This is a genomic window from Ignavibacteria bacterium, from assembly GCA_041649015.1.
Lineage (GTDB): Bacteria > Bacteroidota > Ignavibacteria > Tepidaquicellales > Tepidaquicellaceae > CAIKZJ01.
Map to the genome: position 1 here is coordinate 105,497 of JBAZNU010000004.1, position 18,649 is coordinate 124,145.

Consider the following 18,649-nt stretch of genomic DNA (forward strand, 5'->3'; position numbering starts at 1 on the left):
CTCTGAATCTATAAATTTATTAATATTCTTTAAAATGGATTTCGTTTTGGCTTTAAGTTCAGTTTTAAAAGCATTATTTTACTTTCTTGATTAATTAAAGAAATATATGAGACCTATTATCACAATCGTATTTGTTATTTTTGTTTCGTTTAATTTATATTCCCAGACTCTTTCAGTTAAAGGTGTCGTCTCAGATGCGGAATCAGGAATGTACGTTTCAGGGACGGGTTTTACATTATCACCTTCGGAAGTTATCGAAAAAAATAAGATACAGGATGAACAACTAAAAGCTGAATCCGACGCGAGAGGTAATTTTGCATTTTACAACCTGCCCGAAGGAAGCTATTCATTGAATTATTACCACGAAGGTTATAAATCGGGTATTGTTAAGTTCGAAATTAAAAAAGGGCAGACAACTTCTTTAGATATTAAACTTACTGTAAGCGAAATCACAACAGGAGAAATAAATGTTTCCTCTGTCAGGTATCAGACTCTTTTGAAAGATGTCCCGCTTCCGATGGAAGTGGTAACGGATGATGATATTCTGAAAAGACAGTATCAGACTATCGGCGATGCTCTTGAATATAAACCGGGTATTTCAGTTACTAAAGACGGTACATGGGCTACTGACGTTAGCATTCGCGGTCTTAGTAAGGCAAATGTCGTTATGAATATAGACGGCAACAGGGTTGAAACTGCTAACGACCTTGCAGCCCGCCTTTCACTCGTTGACCTTAATGACCTTGATAGAATTGAAGTTATAAAAGGCGGTGTCTCTTCTTTATACGGTACGGGTGCTTTCGGCGGTGTAGTGAATGTGTTCACGAAGAACGGAGATTTCAGTAATAATTTTATTTATGGTGCCTCATTATTAAGCGGATATAATTCCGTTAACAAAGGTCTTAATTCCTGGCTTTCAATATTTGCTTCGAACGAAAAATTCTTTGCTAAGCTTAGCGGAAGTATCAGGGATGCAGGAAATACAATGACTCCAAATGGCGAACTGCCGAATTCTCAGTTTAAGGATAACAACATAAGTTTGAATCTCGGACTTAGACCTCTCAAAAATCATGAGTTCAGATTCTCATACCAGCGGTACAGAGCTACAGATGTTGGGCTTCCGGGCGGCGGTACATTGTTCCCTACCTCAGCAGTTGTTACTTATCCCAGAGAAGATAGGGACATGCTTTCGGGTGAATATAAAATAAAGAATTTAATTCAGCCCCTGAAAGAATTATCAGTGAAATATTTCTATCAGTCAATTTTAAGAGATGTTGAGAATATTCCAAACCAGATGCAGACTATAAAAACTCCGTCGGGCAAAACCAAACAGAAAGTTTATGTATTAAGCATTACTCCTAATGCAAGACATTATACTAACGGTTTGCAGTTCAAAGCTGACTGGCAGATAGGGAAGTACAATTATCTAATTACGGGCATTGATATATGGATGAGAGCTCTCGATTCTAAACGCGAAAGAAATCAGAGGATTGAAAATTATGATACTACTTCGGGTAACATAACGAGTACAATTCTGAAGACAATCGGAGAGAAACCAATCCCTGACGCTGATTACAGAAGTTTAGGCGCTTATGTTCAGGACGAAATAAAAGCTTTAAACGACAAACTGAAAATAAGCATAGGAGGAAGAGTAGATCAAATAAAGGTCACTAATTCTTTGGCAAAACAGCCGGCTTATGATATTACAAACGGAGTGTTAAATTATTCACCCACAGGACAGAAAATCGTATGGAATCCAAATGAAGTCGACGATGTATCATGGAGCGCCAATGTAGGTGCTATATATTCAATCACAAAAAATTACGATGTAACTTTAAATATTTCGCGTTCATTCCGCTCACCCTCGCTTGAAGAGAGGTATCAGTACATAGACCTTGGAAGCACGATAAGAGTCGGTAATCCTGAACTTGCTCCTGAAAAAGGATATTTTGCCGACCTTGGTTTCAGAGTCTGGAGGGATAAAGTTACCTTCACCGGAAACGTTTTCTTTAATTCGTTTGAAGATCTTGTCGCTGAGGTCCCAGGTATTTATGACAATAGACCCGCGTTTATAAAAACTAATATTGGTAAGGCAAGACTCTACGGATACGAATTTGAAGTCATGTACAACTTTTATAGGTCGTTTGTGTTTTACGGAAACCTTTCATACGTTAGAGGAGAGGATACTGAGAATAATACAAACCTGCCGTTAATACCGCCTTTGAACTGCAAGGCTGGTATTAAGTTCTCTCTGAAGAATTATGTTAATTTTGATATTAACACAATACTTTATGATAAGCAGGATTATACAGCCGCAGGTGAGCTGAATACGCCCGGTTATGGTGTTTTCAATATCGGCGTGAGTTCCTCTCCGATAAAGATAAGCTATTATGGTTTGCAGCTCTTTGCGGGAGTTGAAAATATTTTCGATAAAGAATTCAGAAATCATTTATCCTCAAACAGAGGATTGATTGTAATCGAACCGGGAATTAATTTTTATGCAAAACTGAAACTTGATTTTTAAGATTGTTAAACCATAGAACTACTGAACTATTTGGACTTCAAAAATAATTTATTATAGTTTATTTTATCTTTAAACAAAATTGTGAAAATAAAACTATAAATAGAAAATGAAAAAGCTATTTTTAATCATAACAGTTATTGCGGTATTTGCTGTATCAGGATACTCTCAGCATAAGTATAAAGTAAGTTTAGGAATTAATGCAGGATACAGTATCCCTGTTACAGAACTCGCAAATGTGTATAAACCTGATTTCTCGGGTGAGTTCAACGTAGGATATGTCTTAACTCCCGAGATAGAATTACTACTCACGACAGGCTTCAGTAAATTTACGTTCAGGAATGAAAACCTTAACGATGATTTGGCACAATTGAGTCCGACCACAACAATGAACGATGTATGGACGTCTTCAATTATTCCCATCACGGCAGGAATCAGGTACAAATTTGATAAGATTACACAGACTATTGTTCCTTATGGAACTGCAGAGCTTGGTGCATACATAACTAACTTTGATAAAAGACTCGGCGGCAGCATAATTATAACGGGTTCTCAAATAACTTCGAATTCATTTGTTAAAGAAACACAAACCGGATTCGGATTATCGCTTGGTGTTGGTACTTTTTTCGAAGTATCTCCAAGACTATCTGTCGATGTCGTCGTAAAGTATAATTTTGTTAAATCAGATTTTGTAAAAGATTACACAATAACCAAAGATACTCTGGCACCCGTTAATGTTGCAGGTATAAGCACTGGGATGTATCTTACAACACGAGCGGGTATAACATACAGGTTCTAAAAGTTGTATAAGCTTAAGAACTCTCCATATTTAATTCTTGCAATATCGGTAATTGCATCATTCACAACGTCATTTATGGGCTCTGCAATTAATGTTGCTTTGCCTTCTATTTCATTAGAGTTTTCATCAAGTGCTGTTCTTCTCGGATGGATTGCAACATCATACACACTCGCGAATGCTGCCTCACTGATACCGGTAGGAAAACTTTCTGATATTTATGGAAGAACAAAGTTTTTTAAAGCCGGTGTATTGTTATTTGCTCTAAGCTGCCTTGTCTCAGGATTTTCGGTATCCGCAGAAATGCTGTTAATCTTAAGAGCTGTTCAAGGAATCGGACTTTCGTTTATTTTCGTTAATGCATTCTCAATAATTGTTTCTATTTATCCGCCAAAAAAAAGAGGAAAAGTTCTCGGAGTTTTAACCGCTTCGATTTATACCGGTCTTTCCACTGGACCTTTTATCGGCGGTATCATCACTCAACAATTCGGATGGAGGTACATATTTTATTTCAGTTTCGTTGTTTCAATGATTGTTTATTTTATGATGCTTTTCTTTTTAAATCAGGAATGGAAAGTTGCAGAAGGAGAAAAGTTTGATATAAAGGGATCCGCCGTATTCGTAACAGCTATAATTTCTCTTATGCTTGGAATATCATTCATACCAAATGTATCGGGTTTTATTGCAGCAGCTTTCGGATTGGGGATGTTATTATATTATAAAATTTATTCTGAAAAAGCTGAACACCCGGTTCTTGAGTTGAATATATTCAGGAACAATAGAGTGTTTACCTTTTCTAATACTGCAGCACTAATTAACTACAGCGCAACCGCAGGAATTAGTTTTTTACTTAGTCTGTATCTGCAGAATATAAAAGTTATGTCTCCTCAGCAGGCTGGTACAGTTCTTATTGCACAGCCTGTACTAATGGCATTCTTTTCGCCCATATCTGGAAGAATATCGGACAGGGTAGAACCTCGCTACGTATCTTCTGCCGGAATGCTGCTGATTTCTGTTTGCCTCGGACTTTTGTGTTTTGTGACAAGCGATACATCATTAGTATATATAATATTAAACCTCGCAGTACTCGGAGTCGGCTTCGCACTTTTCTCTTCTCCGAATTCAAACGCCATAATGAGCTCTGTTGAAAAGAAAGATTATGGAACCGCTTCAGCAATATTGTCTTTTATGCGTACCACAGGTCAAATGCTGAGCATGGCTATTGTTATTGTCATATTGTCTGTGCTTATGGGAAAAGCAGAAATTAAACCCGAAAACCATACCCAGCTAATTCTAAGTATAAAAATAGCTTTCGCTCTCTTTGCTTTCCTTTGCTTCCTCGGAATTTTTGCCTCGCTCACAAGAGGCAAAATGCATAGTTAAGAATACGGCATACGTTCAATATTACTAATGTACTTGAAGTTCATTTTCTTTACCGGTTCTTCGAGAGCCCATGCTGTTTAAATAATATAGCACTCATACCTCATCGGGATATATTTCTTTAAATATGATTTACCTTCATAATTAAGTGTACATAAAATACTATTTTTTGTTTTCTTAAGAATTAATACATTGACGTTAACCAAATTTATTAGTCATGGAAGTACTCAGGAATAGTATTGATACACTTGCGGAAAAGTTAACCGCTATACAATATGACGGTAATCCTCTATACTTCAAGTACGGTGCAAAAGGAAGAGAACATACAATTCAGGATAATAAATACCACCTGAATTATTTATTGACTTCTGTTACACTCGAAAATCCTCAGATTTTCTCTGATTACATTGCCTGGGCAAAGGTATTTTTTAAATCCATAAAACTTCCTGATAATATGCTTGAGGAAAATCTTGAGTTGATTAAAAAGGTTAACAGCGAATATTTTGAAATAGAAGCAGCATCAAAAATAAATTCATACATAGATTCTGCTTTAAAGAGTCTTGATGACTTGCCGGACGAGGTCCCATCTTTTATAAAACCTGAATCAAAATATGATAATCTTGCAGCTGAGTATCTTAACAGGCTGTTAAGAAACGAAAGGAGCGAAGCAAGTAGATTAATACTTAACGAAGTTGGTGATGACAAATCAAAGTTGAAGGATATTTACCTCTATGTTTTTGAAGTTACTCAAAAGGAAGTTGGCAGGTTGTGGCAGCAGAATATAATCTCAGTTGCTCAGGAGCATTATTGTACAGCAGTTACTCAGCTCGTTATGTCGCAGCTCTATCCGCTGATATTTGAGCATGAACGAATAGGCAAAAAGATGATTGCCACATCTGTTTCAGGCGAACTGCACGAAATCGGAATAAGAATGGTTTCTGATTTTTTTGAGATGGAAGGTTGGGATACGTATTTTTATGGAGCGAATACACCTGTGAAAGACCTTATAAATGCAGTAAAAGAAATGAATCCTGACCTTGTTGCTGTCTCAACTACTATACCGACAAATCTTGATTCTGCCATCACTATTATTAACTCAATAAAAGGCAGTACGGAACAAAACGGAGTTAAAATAATGGTTGGGGGGTATCCTTTTAATAAGGATAAAGAGTTATGGAAAAAAGTAGGAGCGGATTGCTTTGCATCCGACGCACAATCAGCAGTAAATAGAGCTCGTGAATTATTTAAAAATTTGAAATGATTAAAGGCAAAGGTATCACTGCTTTATTCGACGAGGCTAAGATATTAAAGCACGTATATAAAAATGATTTAATTACTCACTCGTTAGAACCAGTAAGTAAATCTTTCAGCGGTTTTTTTAGTCTTGAGAATCCTTATGAAAGCGATGATTTTTTCAATAAACTTGATTCTGAGAATTCTGTAATCTCTTACGAAATAAAGTGCGGTTTCAGCAATCATTTTTTACCCTATTTGTTTTCCGGAATTAAATTGGATGAAGGTTATTTTGTCATTGTTTCGGATAATAATTCTTATTTGTTTCATTTGTATAATGAACTGCTGATTATAAATAATGAGCATGTTAACAAAATACGTTCTCTTACTAAAGAAATTAATGCTTTGAAGAATAATGATAGGGAAGTTATTCAGCTAAATGAAATAACAAGACTTAATAATGACCTGATAAATACTCAAAGAGAACTGGCAAAGAAGAATTCAGAGCTTAATGAATTAATCGCTTACAAGAACAGGCTTATTGGTATGGCTGCTCATGACCTGAGAAATCCAATTGCTGTAATTCTCGGATTTTCTGATTTAATGCTCGAAGGCGATAGAAGTAATTTGACTGAGGACAATATCCTATTCCTGCAGAATATATACAAGTCCAGTCAGTCCATGCTTACACTTATAAACGACCTTCTTGTCTTTTCCTCTTTCGAGTCGGGAAAGGTTAATCTAAAACTCACAAAATCAAATCTCTCGGAACTGTTAACGGAAAATTTAAACCTGAACAGAATAATATCGGGAAAAAAAAACATTGAACTTATACTCGAAAAACCCGATGAGGATGTTTATTTATCGATTGACAAAGATAAAATAGTTCAGGTTCTTAATAATTTGATTGGTAATGCGATTAAGTTTTCATTCCCAAATTCAAGCATTGAAATTCAACTTAAAACTAACAAGGATTATGCTGTGTTTTCTGTTTCGGACAAAGGAATCGGAATCCCACCTCAAAACATGGATAACCTGTTTAAACCATTTTCGAAAATATCGAGTACCGGTACATCCGGCGAAAAAGGTACAGGTCTGGGCTTAAATATTGTAAAGAATATTGTGGAAGCACATAAAGGTAAAGTTTGGGTTGAAAGTCGACAGGGGAAGGGGACCACTTTCTTCGTGTCATTGCCTCTTATTAGCATTAACTTAAAACAAAAAACCTAAAACTATAGCCGACATAATCTTTTGTTGCAACAGTTTTTTCTAATCCGGTCGGAAACAAATTTTTCCAATATAAGTATAATAAATTGTGAATCGTTGGTATCATAAACTTTTATTAAGTTAAGTTGAGCAATAATAAATACATTGATAAAAGCTGTTTAAATTTGGAATTTTTAATGATTATTATTAATGTTCTGATATACATGAGACCTATTGTCAGAACAAATTATATAGGTTTTTATATTTCCGTGATTTTCACGGTAATCAATTAAACATAATTTTCCCTTGGAAAACTATTTGGTTTTTTCTGTTATTTCGAAATTATATCATACTCAAGTATAATTCAGAAAACTATTATTTCCCATATATTTATAATAACATTTTATATAATTCATTATGAAAGAAACTATCATGAAAAAATCAATCATCATTATTCTGATATCTCTATTATTTACTGTGACTTTATCCGCACAGTCAAGCTGGATTCAGCAAACGAGCCCCCTTGGAAATGAAATCTTAGGTAAGATTCAGTTTGTGAGCGCTTCTGAGGGCTGGATATCTGCCGGAAACGGCAAGTTGCTTCATACGACCAACGGCGGAAATAACTGGACTGTCGTGAATCCGGAACCGGTTGATACTTTATTCTCTTGGAGCGATCCGGCTCAAAGTATTTCTTTTATTAATCCGTCAACAGGCTGGATTGTCCGTACAAAAGGTAATTTTAATCAATGGAACGGAGCAGTTGCATATAAAACAACTAACGGCGGGAATAGCTGGACAAAACTTTCAATCCCCGTTCATGATGCTGGTATGTATATTCAGTTTGTTGATGCAAATACAGGATGGATGCTTCTGTTTAACACAAATTACACCGGAGGCGGTGTTTACAAATCAACAAATGGTGGTTCTAACTGGTTTGTTTTATCACCTCCTATCGGCGGATTGCCTTATTTTCTAAATACTAATACCGGTTGGATTTTCCCTGCAGGTGATCAAATTACTACTGCTGATACTATTATCAAAACTACAAACGGCGGTTTGAATTGGATACGCCAATGGGGAAGCAATGTGCAGGTTGCTTATAATATGATGTCTTTTTCAGATGCTAATAACGGATGGATTGTAGGAAGAAACGGTTTAGTTAGACAAACGACAAATGGCGGAAATACTTGGCAGAATGTTCCGATTTTTGGAATGGGACCTGCTAATAACAATAAGGCTGTGTTCTTTATAAATGCAAATACAGGTTGGATTGGAACCAAAGCAGACGGCACTCAAAATCCTTATGTTCTTTATACTAACAATGGAGGTACTTCTTGGAGTTGGCAGCAAATTCCTTTGACTTATTCTATTTTTAGTATTAATTTTTTTGACGCAAATAATGGCGGCCTTACTTCAGATTATGGAGGTATTTGCCACACGACTAATGGCGGTGTTCATGTTAATAATTTATCAACTGAAATCCCTTCATCTTATTCGTTGTCGCAGAATTATCCCAATCCGTTTAATCCTTCAACTTCTATTGAGTTTGATGTTGTTCAAACAGCTGACGTGAAGATTTCTGTGTTTGATATTTACGGAAAAGAAATTGATATTCTTGTAAATGAAAGACTTCAGACAGGCAGATACAAGACCGAATGGAACGGAACTAAACAATCAAGCGGCGTCTATTTCTACAGAATGCAGTCTGGAAATTTTATACAATCAAAGCAGATGATACTATTGAAGTGATTTCAATCTGTTTATAACTAAAAAACCCCCCGTAGTTTTCCTGCGGGGGGTTTTGAATTTTATTATTCTTTATTACTTCGTATAAGGCAGATACACAGTGAACGTCGAACCCTTGCCGTATTCCGACTCAACTTCTACCTTGCCCGAATAAGATTCTGTGATTCTCTTCACTATCGAAAGTCCAAGCCCTGTTCCGCTTATGCTGCGTGTATGCTCGTTCTTTATCCTGTAGAATTCCGAGAATAACTTTGCTTTCTCCTCCGGCTTCATTCCGATACCGGTGTCCGAAATACGTGTAACTATGAAATTACCCGATTTAGATACCTCAATATCAATCGATCCGTTTTCTTTGTTGTACTTCACAGAGTTGCCGATGATATTCGTAAACAGTCTCGTGATTTCATTGTTGTCAGCAAGTATTCCGGGAAGGTTATCGTGAAACTTCGTCTTCACCTCTATGCCGCGTTTTTTAGTCTCAAGCTCAAGAAAGTCAGTCGTGCTCTTTACGAGTTCGCCTATGTTAAGCAGCTTTAACTCCCTTTGCTTTGTCTTCATTTCCATGCGGGATATGTCAAGCAAGTCGTTCACCATCTCAAGCAAGCCCTGCAGCCTGTTCTTCGAACGTCCAAGGTAATCCTTCTGCTGTTCTGGTGATGTCTGTAACGATGGATCGAGTATTATATTTAAAAATCCAAGCACAGCCGCCATCGGTGTCTTAAGCTCATGCGCAACCATGGACACAAACTGTGACTTAATATATTCAACTTTCTTCATCTCGGTTATGTTTCTGATAACCGTAACCACGCCGGCAAGCGATCCGTCTGGATGCGGGACTGGCGAGCATTTTATCTCCACCACAAGCTCTCTGTCCGGTTTCAGCTCTACTTCTGCGCTTCTCGTCTTGTTCTCAAATACTTCCGAATCAAGTAACGATTTTATCGGTTCCTCAATCTTTGGCGGAAGTATGCTCAGTATCTTTTCTCCGAGAATAATATCGTTAAGCTCAAGATATTTTACTGATGCAGGATTAAATAGAACTAATTCTCCGTCTTTGTTTACAACAAAAACACCGTCCGCAAGTGAACTGACTATAGTGTTAAGTCTCGATTTCTCCGTTGCAAGTTCCAGAAGTCTTTCTTCTCTTTCTCTCTTCAGTCTTTCTGCTTCAAGTATTAGCATCCTTCTCTCAAGTCCTGCTCTTAAATTCTGAAGTAGTTCATCAGGAGAAAATGGTTTCGGTATGTATGTGAATGCACCAAGCTTTGTCGCTTCTATTGCCGTTTCGTAACTCGCGTATGCAGTAGCTATAAAGCATACTGTATTCGGTCTCACCTTTTTAATCTCTTTCAGTACTGATATTCCGTCTATGTCGGGCATTTTTAGATCAAGTAGTGCAAGGTCGTACTCCTTTTCCGTACCCATCTTTATCCCCATCATTCCGCAGTCCGCTGTTTCTACGTCGTAATTCTCGCTCTGTAATAGCCTTTGCGTACCAATACGCAGCCCTTTCTCGTCGTCGACTATCAGTACCTTTGGTCTGTATTCTTCCACGTTTTCGTTATTTGTTGTCACTGTTTCTTTTGTTTCTCAAAACATTCTTCAAGCTTGTTTGAAAGCTCGTCTATGTTTATCGGTTTATTGAACCAGGCATCGCAGTGTATCCATTCCTGCTCATCTGATGTTGTTATACCAAACTTCATTCCTGTTACGTATGTTGCCGATGTTAGCAAAAATACCGGAATCGTTTTTCCGTACGAATCTCTTTTTATCCTGTGAGATAATACGAATCCCGAATCATGCTCCTCCATTATAAGGTCCAGTACTGCTGCGTCCGGTTTCTCGCGTTTAAACATCTCCCATGCATCTGGTACATTGTCTGCTGATACTACATCGTAACCTTTTGAAATAAGCAGCGTACTGTTCTGTTCAATTAGGTCAGGATCGTCGTCAACAAGCAATATCTTCTTTTTTACTTCTGTCATGATTTCTCCTTTTATTAGTATTCCTTTGTTTATTTGTTTGTTATTTTTGCGGGCAGTTTAATTAAAAATGTCGAACCCTGTCCCGGTTCGCTTTTAGCCCTTATCTCTCCCCTGTGCATTTTTATTATTCCGTAAACAATCGCCAGTCCAAGCCCTGTTCCTTTTCCCATCTTCTTCGTAGTAAAAAACGGAGTAAATAATTTGCTCATATTCTCTTTCGGAATTCCTGAACCTGTATCGCTTATTTCAATCGTAATTTCTGATTCCGTACTGCCTATTTTAATGTTTATCTTCTTTGTTTCTGCTTCTGTCAGTGCTTCGCAGGCATTGTTAATCACGTTTATAAATACCTGCTTTAACTGGTCGGCATCTCCCTCAATCGTCGTGTCAAACGCCGTACATTCCGTAGAAAACAAAATCCCTTTGTATTCAGGCTTAATCCTAATCGTCTTCAAGACAGAATTTATAAGATCTGATATGTCAAACTCTGTTGCATGCAGCTTTCCCTGTCTTGCAAAGTTCAGTAAATTTGAGACGATGTTTTTGCATCTGTTGGTTTCCTGTGCGATAAGTTCAAGGTCTTCAATCGACTGCTTATCTGGGTCCGCTGAGTTCTTCTCTACTTCCTTCTTCAGTAATGAAGTGTAAAGCAATATCGTACCTAGCGGATTGTTAATTTCATGCGCAACTCCTGCAGCAAGCTGTCCAATCGAGGCAAGCTTCTCCGCAGATTGCAGCTGGTCCTGAGTTTCTGAAAGCTCTTTGTAAGCTCTCTCGAGTTTCTCTATCAGGTACGGCAGACACATATCGTTTTCTGCGAGTCCTTTAGCTATTGCTATCGCGTAATCCCTGCATGTCGAATATCCGCAGGAATGGCAGTTTAACTCATCCTGTTTCGTAAATTTGTTCGTCTCTGCAAGTATCTCTCTTATCCTTTCTTCTGATGGATTTTCAATCCGCATGTTTCTGTTCGTAAACTCACGCTTCAGATTAACATTCCTGCTGTTGTATAAACTGCTCTTCCAAACCTGTTTGTCTGCTGCTTTTATTCTGTCGTTTATGTAATCTACAACTTTCTCTTTTCTTGAATAATAATTCAACTCGCTGTCAATTGCCGGTCCCTTTATGCACCCTTCGCAGAATAGTATATCTATAAACTTTGCATTTATGTTCCCGTGTACAATTTCATTCAGTATTTCTTCAACCTTCTCGCGTCCCTCTACAACAATTATTTCTTTTTCAAGTATATCGTCGGATATATCCGCAGTCTTTATGAGGCCTCCCGCAAGTGGAAATGATTTTCCCGTCAGTCCCTGAGGTGGGTCGAAGTCAATATCTTCCAGTTCTGAAATTACTATGCTGTTCTTTTCAAATATTTCTTTAAGTTCGGCAAATGTCAAAACCGCATCTATCACTCCTTCTACCTCTTCATCTTTGTATTCGCTCTTCTTTGCAATGCATGGACCGATGAATACAATTTTCTTGTCTTCTCCAAAATTGTCTTTAATGTACCTGCCCATTGCTATCATAGGCGAAACAACAGTCGCAAGATTCGGAATTAACTGTGAATAGTACATCTCTACGTAGTTGTAAACCGCTGGACATGCAGAACTGATTATCGTCTTGCTGTCTCCGTTCTCTATCTCTTGCAGATACATAGGACTAATCATATCTGCTCCAAATGCCACCTCGCATACTTCTTCAAATCCAACCTTCTTCAACGCAGCTGGAATCTTGTCATAGCTATCTGGAAACGACGCTGGAAATGACGGTGCCACCAGAGCTATCACGTTTCCTTTTGGTAGTATGTCATTCATTACTCTGTTAACATCGCTTAGAGTCGCCTTTGCATTTTGAGAACATACAGTTACGCAGTGTCCGCAAGAAATACACCGTTCTGTCATTACTACTGCCTGTCCGTTCTGTACCCTTATAGCAATAGCAGGGCATTCCCTTATGCAGGAATAACATCTTTTGCATAAATCTGGTATTGTCTCAACAATGCCGTGCACTATTTCTTTCTGCTTTTATAATTTGTGTGCAGTATTTCATGCGATTTGTGACTGTTCGGCTCTCCAAAGAATTCCTTGTACAAATTCATTACTGCTTCATTTTCGTGCGATTTTCTGTGTATCATCTTTGAGTCTATTTCGTACAACGCCCTCACGCGTTTTACTACTTTTTCGGGTTTCTGATGTATAGGCTGACCGCCGCCGTTTATACAGCCTCCCGGGCAAGCCATTACTTCTACAAAATGATATTTGCTTGTGCCGTTCTCAACTTCATCAAGTACTTTAGCAACATTTCCTATACCGTTCACAACCGCAAAGTTTAAATCCATTCCGTTTATGTTTATCGTCAGCTCCTTAATTCCGTCAAACCCGCGTATTTGTTCAAACTCAAGCTTCTGTAGTTCATTCCCGGTCAGCATGTTGTAAGCAGTTCTTATCGCTGCTTCCATCACACCTCCTGTCGTTCCGAATATTACAGCCGCACCCGTTGATTCTCCAAGCGGATTGTCAAATTGTGTCTCTGGTAAATCACAGAAATCTATTCCTGCTGTATTAAAATATCTTACAAGTTCTCTCGTTGTTAATACCGAATCCACATCAGGCATTCTCTCTTCCGTAAGCTCAGGCCTGCTCGATTCAAACTTCTTTACCGTGCAGGGCATTATTGAAACCACATATATATCCTTTGGGTCAAGCCCCATCTTTTTTGCATAGTATGTCTTCAGTACTGCACCTTCCATCTCATGAGGTGATTTGCATGTTGAGACATGGTGAAGCAGTTCAGGTCTTCTGTGCTCGATGTATTTTACCCATCCCGGACAGCAGCTCGTAAACATTGGTAATGGTTTTTTGTTTGTTACCCTGTTCACTAACTCTGCGGTTTCTTCCATTATCGTAAGGTCAGCTGCAAAGTTTGTATCAAATACTTTTTTGAAACCAAGTCTTTTAAGTCCGGTCACAAGCTTTCCCGTTACATCCGTTCCAAGCGGCATGTTATATTCTTCACCAAGTGATGCTCTTACCGCAGGAGCTATTTGTGCAACTACAAACTTCTTCTTATTTGCAAGCGCAGTGACTATTTCTTTCATGTGGCTCTTTTCCCTCAAAGCTGCCGTCGGACATACAAGTATGCACTGTCCACAAAGTATGCAGTCGCTTATGTTTAAACCTTTATTGTAAGGAGTCGTTACAATGCTTTTAAATCCGCGTTTTGTAAAGTCTATCGCTCCGACTTGCTGAACTTCGTTGCATACCCTTACGCATCTTCCGCAAAGTATGCATTTTGCAGGGTCGCGCTCCATTGAAGGACTCGATATATCAATTGCATGGTCTTTCGATTCTCCTGCAAAACGGTGCTCGCGCAGTCCGTATTGTGCTGCCAAATCCTGTAATTCGCAGTTCTTGTTCCTTACGCATATCAAACAATCCTGTGGATGGTTTTCTACAAGAAGCTCTACTATCGTCTTTCTCGCCCTTCTTACCCGGGGTGAATTTGTCTCTACAACCATTCCGTCCGACACGGGATAAGCACAGCTTGGAATCAGCCCTCTCTGTCCTTCAACCTCAACCGAACATATTCTGCATGCGCCCGTTGGAAATAGGTCCTTCATGTTACAAAGCGTCGGAACTGCTATACCTGCTGATTTTGCCGCGTCCAGAATTGTCATTCCTTCTTCAGCATTTACCTTTATGTTATTTATTGTTAGTTCTACCATATACTTTATCAAAATTATTGTTTAAAATATTATGAAACGAGCACTGCTTCAAATTTGCAGTTATCAACACACATCCCGCACTTGATGCACTTGTCTTCTATTATGTAATGTGCTTTTCCTTTTTCACCCGCTATCGCCTCTACCGGACATTTCCTCGCACATAGTCCGCATCCTTCGCAGTCATCATTGTTAATCGTAAATGTCAGTAGTTCTTTACATACTCCTGCCTTGCACTTTCTGTCGTATAAATGTTCTTCGTATTCATCCCTGAAGTATCTCAGTCCCGAAAGTATTGGATTAGGCGCTGTTTGTCCGAGTCCGCAAAGCGAAGTATCCTTTATTACATCTGCAAGTCTGTTCAGATGTATTATTCCTTTAAACCTCTGAAGCTGGTCTAACTTGTTTGATGTGTTTTTGTAACTGTGAGGTATCTTTTCTATTATTTCAAGCATTCTTTTCGTACCTTCACGGCAGGGTACACACTTCCCGCATGATTCGTTCTGTATAAACGTCATAAAGAATTTCGCCACGTCTACTATGCATGTCGTTTCATCCATAACAACAAATCCCCCCGATCCCATCATCGCTCCTACCGTCTTCAGTGATTCATAATCAACTTCAGTGTCGAGTACCTCGTCAGGTAAACATCCCCCCGAAGGTCCGCCTATCTGTACAGCTTTGAACTTCTTATTATTTGGAATTCCGCCTCCGATTTTAAACACTATATCGCGGAGCGTAACACCCATTGGTATTTCCACTAATCCGGTGTTTATTATCTTGCCGCTTAATGCAAATACTTTCGTTCCTTTACTTGTCTTTGTTCCTACCGATGCGAATTTATCCGCACCCCGTTTAAATACCTGAGGCACATTTGCAAAAGTCTCAACGTTGTTAATTATCGTTGGCTTGTTCCATAATCCCGATACCGCTGGATAAGGAGGTCTTGGCTTTGGCATCCCTCTCTTGCCCTCTATAGATGCTATTAATGCCGTTTCTTCTCCGCAGACAAACGCTCCGGCACCCTTCTTTATTTTCAAATTAAACGTAAACCCGCTGCCTAATATGTTCTCGCCCAGCAATCCGTATTTTTTGCAGTTGTTAATAGTGTTCTCAAGCCTTGATATAGCAAGCGGATATTCTGCTCTGCAGTATATGTATCCGAGAGATGCTCCTATTGCATAACCGCCTATTATCATGCCCTCTACTAATTTGTATGGGTCGCTTTCAAGTACAGACCTGTCCATAAATGCTCCCGGGTCTCCCTCATCTGCATTGCATATTATATATTTAGTATCAGATTTTTGTTTCAGTGCAAATTCCCATTTCTTACCCGTCGGGAAACCGCCACCACCTCGTCCTCTCAGGCCGCTTGCAAGTATGTCTTTCACAACTTCTTCCGGTGTCATGTGGCAAAGTACTTTGTCAAGTGACTTAAACCCGCCGTTCGCTATGTATGAATCTATAGATGTAGGATTTATTACTCCGCAGTTCTCAAGCACTATCTTTAACTGATGCCTGAAAAATGGTATCTCATTTATGTTTACCACTTCTCCGTTTGTCTTACCATACGTTCCAAGTAGGTTATCTTGAAACACACCCTTATCAACAAGTGTTTTCTTTATCAGCTTCGATACTATCTTCGGTGTCACTCTGCAGTATGATACTCTGTCGCCGCCGGGAAGTTTTATGTCAACTATAGGCTCGGATGCACAGGCTCCCACACATCCCGTAGCTTCAATCTTTGCCTCAATGTTCAGCTTGCTTAGCTCTGCCCTTATAGCATCTTCAACATTCTGTGCACCTGCAGCAAGTCCGCATGTTCCTTTTCCGATTATGATTATCGGCACATCATGCTCTTCGTACCTTAACTGCCTGTTGTAGCTTTTAATCTTCTTCTCGCATTCGGGACTGTGATGGCAAAGTGGTCCCTCGGTGCAGCACCTGATAAACTGGTCGCATGGTTTCTCTTGTGAATGCCAGCATTTGTCGCAGCAGAATTCTAAGAATGTATTCATTTCACACCCTCCTTCTTCACTGTTGTAGCCGGTTTCTGTACGTTGAATTTTTTCAATATACCCGGAATCTCTTTAACCGTTATCTTTCCATAATATTCGTCGTTTACCGTTATTACAGGCGCTATGCTGCACGCACCTATACATGCTACGGTTTCAAGCGTAAACTTTTTGTCGCGGGTAGTCTGTCCCGCTTTTATGTTTAGGCTCGTTTCAAGCGTAAATAATATATTTGCAGAATTGCATACATGGCATGCAGTTCCCCTGCATACTCTTATTACATTCTCGCCTAAAGGTGTTAATCTGAACTGATTGTAAAATGTCGCAACTCCGTAAACTCTGCTCAGAGGGAATCCTACAAAATCAGATACTTCCTGAAGTGCGCCCTCTGGTAGATAGCCGTATACCTCCTGCACCTCTTGTAGCAATGCTATTAGATTGCTCTTTTCGTTTGCAGGGTACTTTTTAAAAATGTGTTTGTGCATAAATTTTTTTATTTAAGAGCGAAAGCCAACAGGGCTTTCGGGGAAACAATATTTAATATTCGTCTTTTGTTGAGTACAGATATTAGTAATTGTTTTAGGGAATTCATTTACTTTTCTTTTACAAAACTACTTACTTTAATTCTCTCTTTCAATGATAATATTAATTCTTATTTTAGGGAAAATTTTTTGAATAGATAATCAATTTGCCTTTGGCTATTTTATCCTTAAATCAAAATTTTCCCGGAGGAATAAATGGCACTCATAGCAGTAATCGATGATGACTTGGATATCAGAGAGGCGAGTGAATTAGTTCTCACTTCTAAAGGCCATAAAGTCATCACCGCAACAAATCCTAAAGACGGTTTCGATATTATTATGAAAAATAAACCGGAACTGATTATTCTCGATGTTATGATGGATGAACCCGACGACGGCTTCTTCCTTGCTCAGAAAATACGCAAGAATAACATCAAGACACCTATTATTATGTACACCTCTATTTCAAAAGCAATCGGTCTCGATTTCGGTGCTGGTGAACTCGTACCTGTCGATGACTTCGTTGAAAAACCGATTACTCCTGAAGTATTAATCCAGAAAGTCGAATCATTTTTAAACAAAAAGTAGAACTATATGCTGGTATTAGAAAAGAATTCAATTACTGAAGAGCTTGAAGCACTCGTTAATAAGCACGGAGCAAAAAGGGCTTCGTTGATGCCCATCCTGCAGGAGGTTCAGGCTAAACATAGATACATTCCCGATTTTGCTCAGCAGGAAATTGCTCGGCTACTCGATATTCATCCTGTCGAAGTTTTTAGCGTTATTTCTTTCTACTCTTTCTTGCATAGCGAACCGCAGGGTAGAAATATCGTTAGACTCTGCAGGACTATCGTTTGCGATATGGCTGGTAAAGAAGAAGTTGAAAAAGCTGTCTTGCGTGAACTTAAAATTAAAGTCGGCGGTACAACTAAAGATAATAGAATAACTTTTGAACATACTAACTGCCTCGGTATGTGTGACCAGGGTCCTGCAATGATGGTCAATGATAAAATCTATACTAAACTTACACCCGAAAAAGCAGTCGATATTCTTAAAAAAGTTAACTGATAAAAATAAATACTTATCATCCACTGAAAATTTGTCATCCCCGAATGTTCTTTTCGGGGATCTCATTATAAATACTTTTCATCCCCGCAATGTTCTTAAGCGGGGATCTCATTATAAATTCTTGTCATCCCGAATGATCTTATCGGCCTGCCTGCCGCATTCAGGGGATCTCATTATAAATACTTTTCATCCCCGCGATGTTCTTAAGCAGGGGATCTCATTATAAATACTTTTCATCCCCGAATGATCCTATCGGCCTGCCTGCCGCAGGCAGGGGATATCATCATAAATATTTGTCATCCCCGCGATGATCTTAAGCGGGGATCTTATCATTAATATTACCAAGAGAAAAGTCTCAAGAATTTGTCATCCCGAAATACGCGTTCTTTGTCGAAGATTCGACGTGGCGAACGACCTTTGTTTTTCACTGCGATCCATGGGTAGATAATTT

The 18,649-nt window shown here is 38.8% G+C and carries 14 protein-coding genes; 8 read left to right on the forward strand and 6 right to left on the reverse strand.

The window, feature by feature from the left end:
- The first annotated feature begins 106 nt into the window (after positions 1 to 106).
- The 6 genes from WC644_08245 (at position 107) to WC644_08270 (ending at position 8,888) form a co-directional block, all read left to right on the forward strand.
- The gene (locus tag WC644_08245) at positions 107 to 2,524 is read left to right on the forward strand and encodes a TonB-dependent receptor (GenBank protein ID MFA5011936.1); all 2,418 of its coding nucleotides are present in this window, start codon (positions 107 to 109) and stop codon (positions 2,522 to 2,524) included.
- A gap of 106 nt (positions 2,525 to 2,630) precedes the next feature.
- The gene (locus WC644_08250) at positions 2,631 to 3,320 is read left to right on the forward strand and encodes an outer membrane beta-barrel protein (protein ID MFA5011937.1); all 690 of its coding nucleotides are present in this window, start codon (positions 2,631 to 2,633) and stop codon (positions 3,318 to 3,320) included.
- Between the two features lie 3 nt (positions 3,321 to 3,323).
- A complete protein-coding gene (locus WC644_08255) occupies positions 3,324 to 4,700 on the forward strand; it encodes an MFS transporter (protein ID MFA5011938.1) in 1,377 nt (458 codons plus the stop codon).
- A 214-nt stretch (positions 4,701 to 4,914) separates the two neighbouring features.
- On the forward strand, positions 4,915 to 5,958 hold the full coding sequence (locus tag WC644_08260) for a cobalamin-dependent protein (GenBank protein ID MFA5011939.1): 1,044 nt from the start codon (positions 4,915 to 4,917) through the stop codon (positions 5,956 to 5,958).
- Entirely contained in the window at positions 5,955 to 7,160 is a 1,206-nt protein-coding gene (locus WC644_08265) for a HAMP domain-containing sensor histidine kinase (GenBank protein MFA5011940.1), read from the forward strand. The genes WC644_08260 and WC644_08265 overlap by 4 nt, the downstream gene beginning before the upstream one ends.
- 408 nt (positions 7,161 to 7,568) lie before the next feature.
- Positions 7,569 to 8,888 carry a YCF48-related protein gene (locus tag WC644_08270; GenBank protein ID MFA5011941.1) on the forward strand — a complete coding sequence of 440 codons (1,320 nt, stop codon included), beginning with the start codon at positions 7,569 to 7,571 and terminating at the stop codon, positions 8,886 to 8,888.
- A gap of 72 nt (positions 8,889 to 8,960) precedes the next feature.
- Here WC644_08270 and WC644_08275 read toward each other — a convergent pair whose 3' ends face one another.
- From WC644_08275 to nuoE (WC644_08300), 6 genes are read right to left on the reverse strand one after another with little or no spacing between them, the layout of a single operon-like run.
- Complete coding sequence (locus tag WC644_08275; GenBank protein ID MFA5011942.1) at positions 8,961 to 10,460, reverse strand: response regulator; 1,500 nt, start codon at positions 10,458 to 10,460, stop codon at positions 8,961 to 8,963.
- A complete protein-coding gene (locus WC644_08280; protein ID MFA5011943.1) occupies positions 10,457 to 10,870 on the reverse strand; it encodes a response regulator in 414 nt (137 codons plus the stop codon). The genes WC644_08275 and WC644_08280 overlap by 4 nt, the downstream gene beginning before the upstream one ends.
- 29 nt (positions 10,871 to 10,899) lie before the next feature.
- Positions 10,900 to 12,882, reverse strand: coding sequence for a [Fe-Fe] hydrogenase large subunit C-terminal domain-containing protein (locus WC644_08285; protein MFA5011944.1), 1,983 nt, complete (start codon positions 12,880 to 12,882; stop codon positions 10,900 to 10,902).
- Positions 12,882 to 14,597 (reverse strand): NADH-dependent [FeFe] hydrogenase, group A6, encoded by a 1,716-nt coding sequence (locus WC644_08290; protein ID MFA5011945.1) that lies wholly within the window; start codon positions 14,595 to 14,597, stop codon positions 12,882 to 12,884. The genes WC644_08285 and WC644_08290 overlap by 1 nt, the downstream gene beginning before the upstream one ends.
- 29 nt (positions 14,598 to 14,626) lie before the next feature.
- Positions 14,627 to 16,612, reverse strand: coding sequence for an NADH-quinone oxidoreductase subunit NuoF (locus WC644_08295; GenBank protein MFA5011946.1), 1,986 nt, complete (start codon positions 16,610 to 16,612; stop codon positions 14,627 to 14,629).
- The gene (nuoE, locus tag WC644_08300) at positions 16,609 to 17,094 is read right to left on the reverse strand and encodes an NADH-quinone oxidoreductase subunit NuoE (GenBank protein MFA5011947.1); all 486 of its coding nucleotides are present in this window, start codon (positions 17,092 to 17,094) and stop codon (positions 16,609 to 16,611) included. The genes WC644_08295 and nuoE (WC644_08300) overlap by 4 nt, the downstream gene beginning before the upstream one ends.
- A gap of 252 nt (positions 17,095 to 17,346) precedes the next feature.
- Here nuoE (WC644_08300) and WC644_08305 point away from each other — a divergent pair, with 252 nt between their 5' ends.
- Positions 17,347 to 17,718, forward strand: a complete 372-nt coding sequence (locus WC644_08305; protein MFA5011948.1) for a response regulator — start codon at positions 17,347 to 17,349, stop codon at positions 17,716 to 17,718.
- Positions 17,719 to 17,724: 6 nt separating this feature from the next.
- Positions 17,725 to 18,198, forward strand: a complete 474-nt coding sequence (gene nuoE / locus WC644_08310) for an NADH-quinone oxidoreductase subunit NuoE (protein ID MFA5011949.1) — start codon at positions 17,725 to 17,727, stop codon at positions 18,196 to 18,198.
- The last annotated feature ends 451 nt before the right edge of the window (positions 18,199 to 18,649 follow it).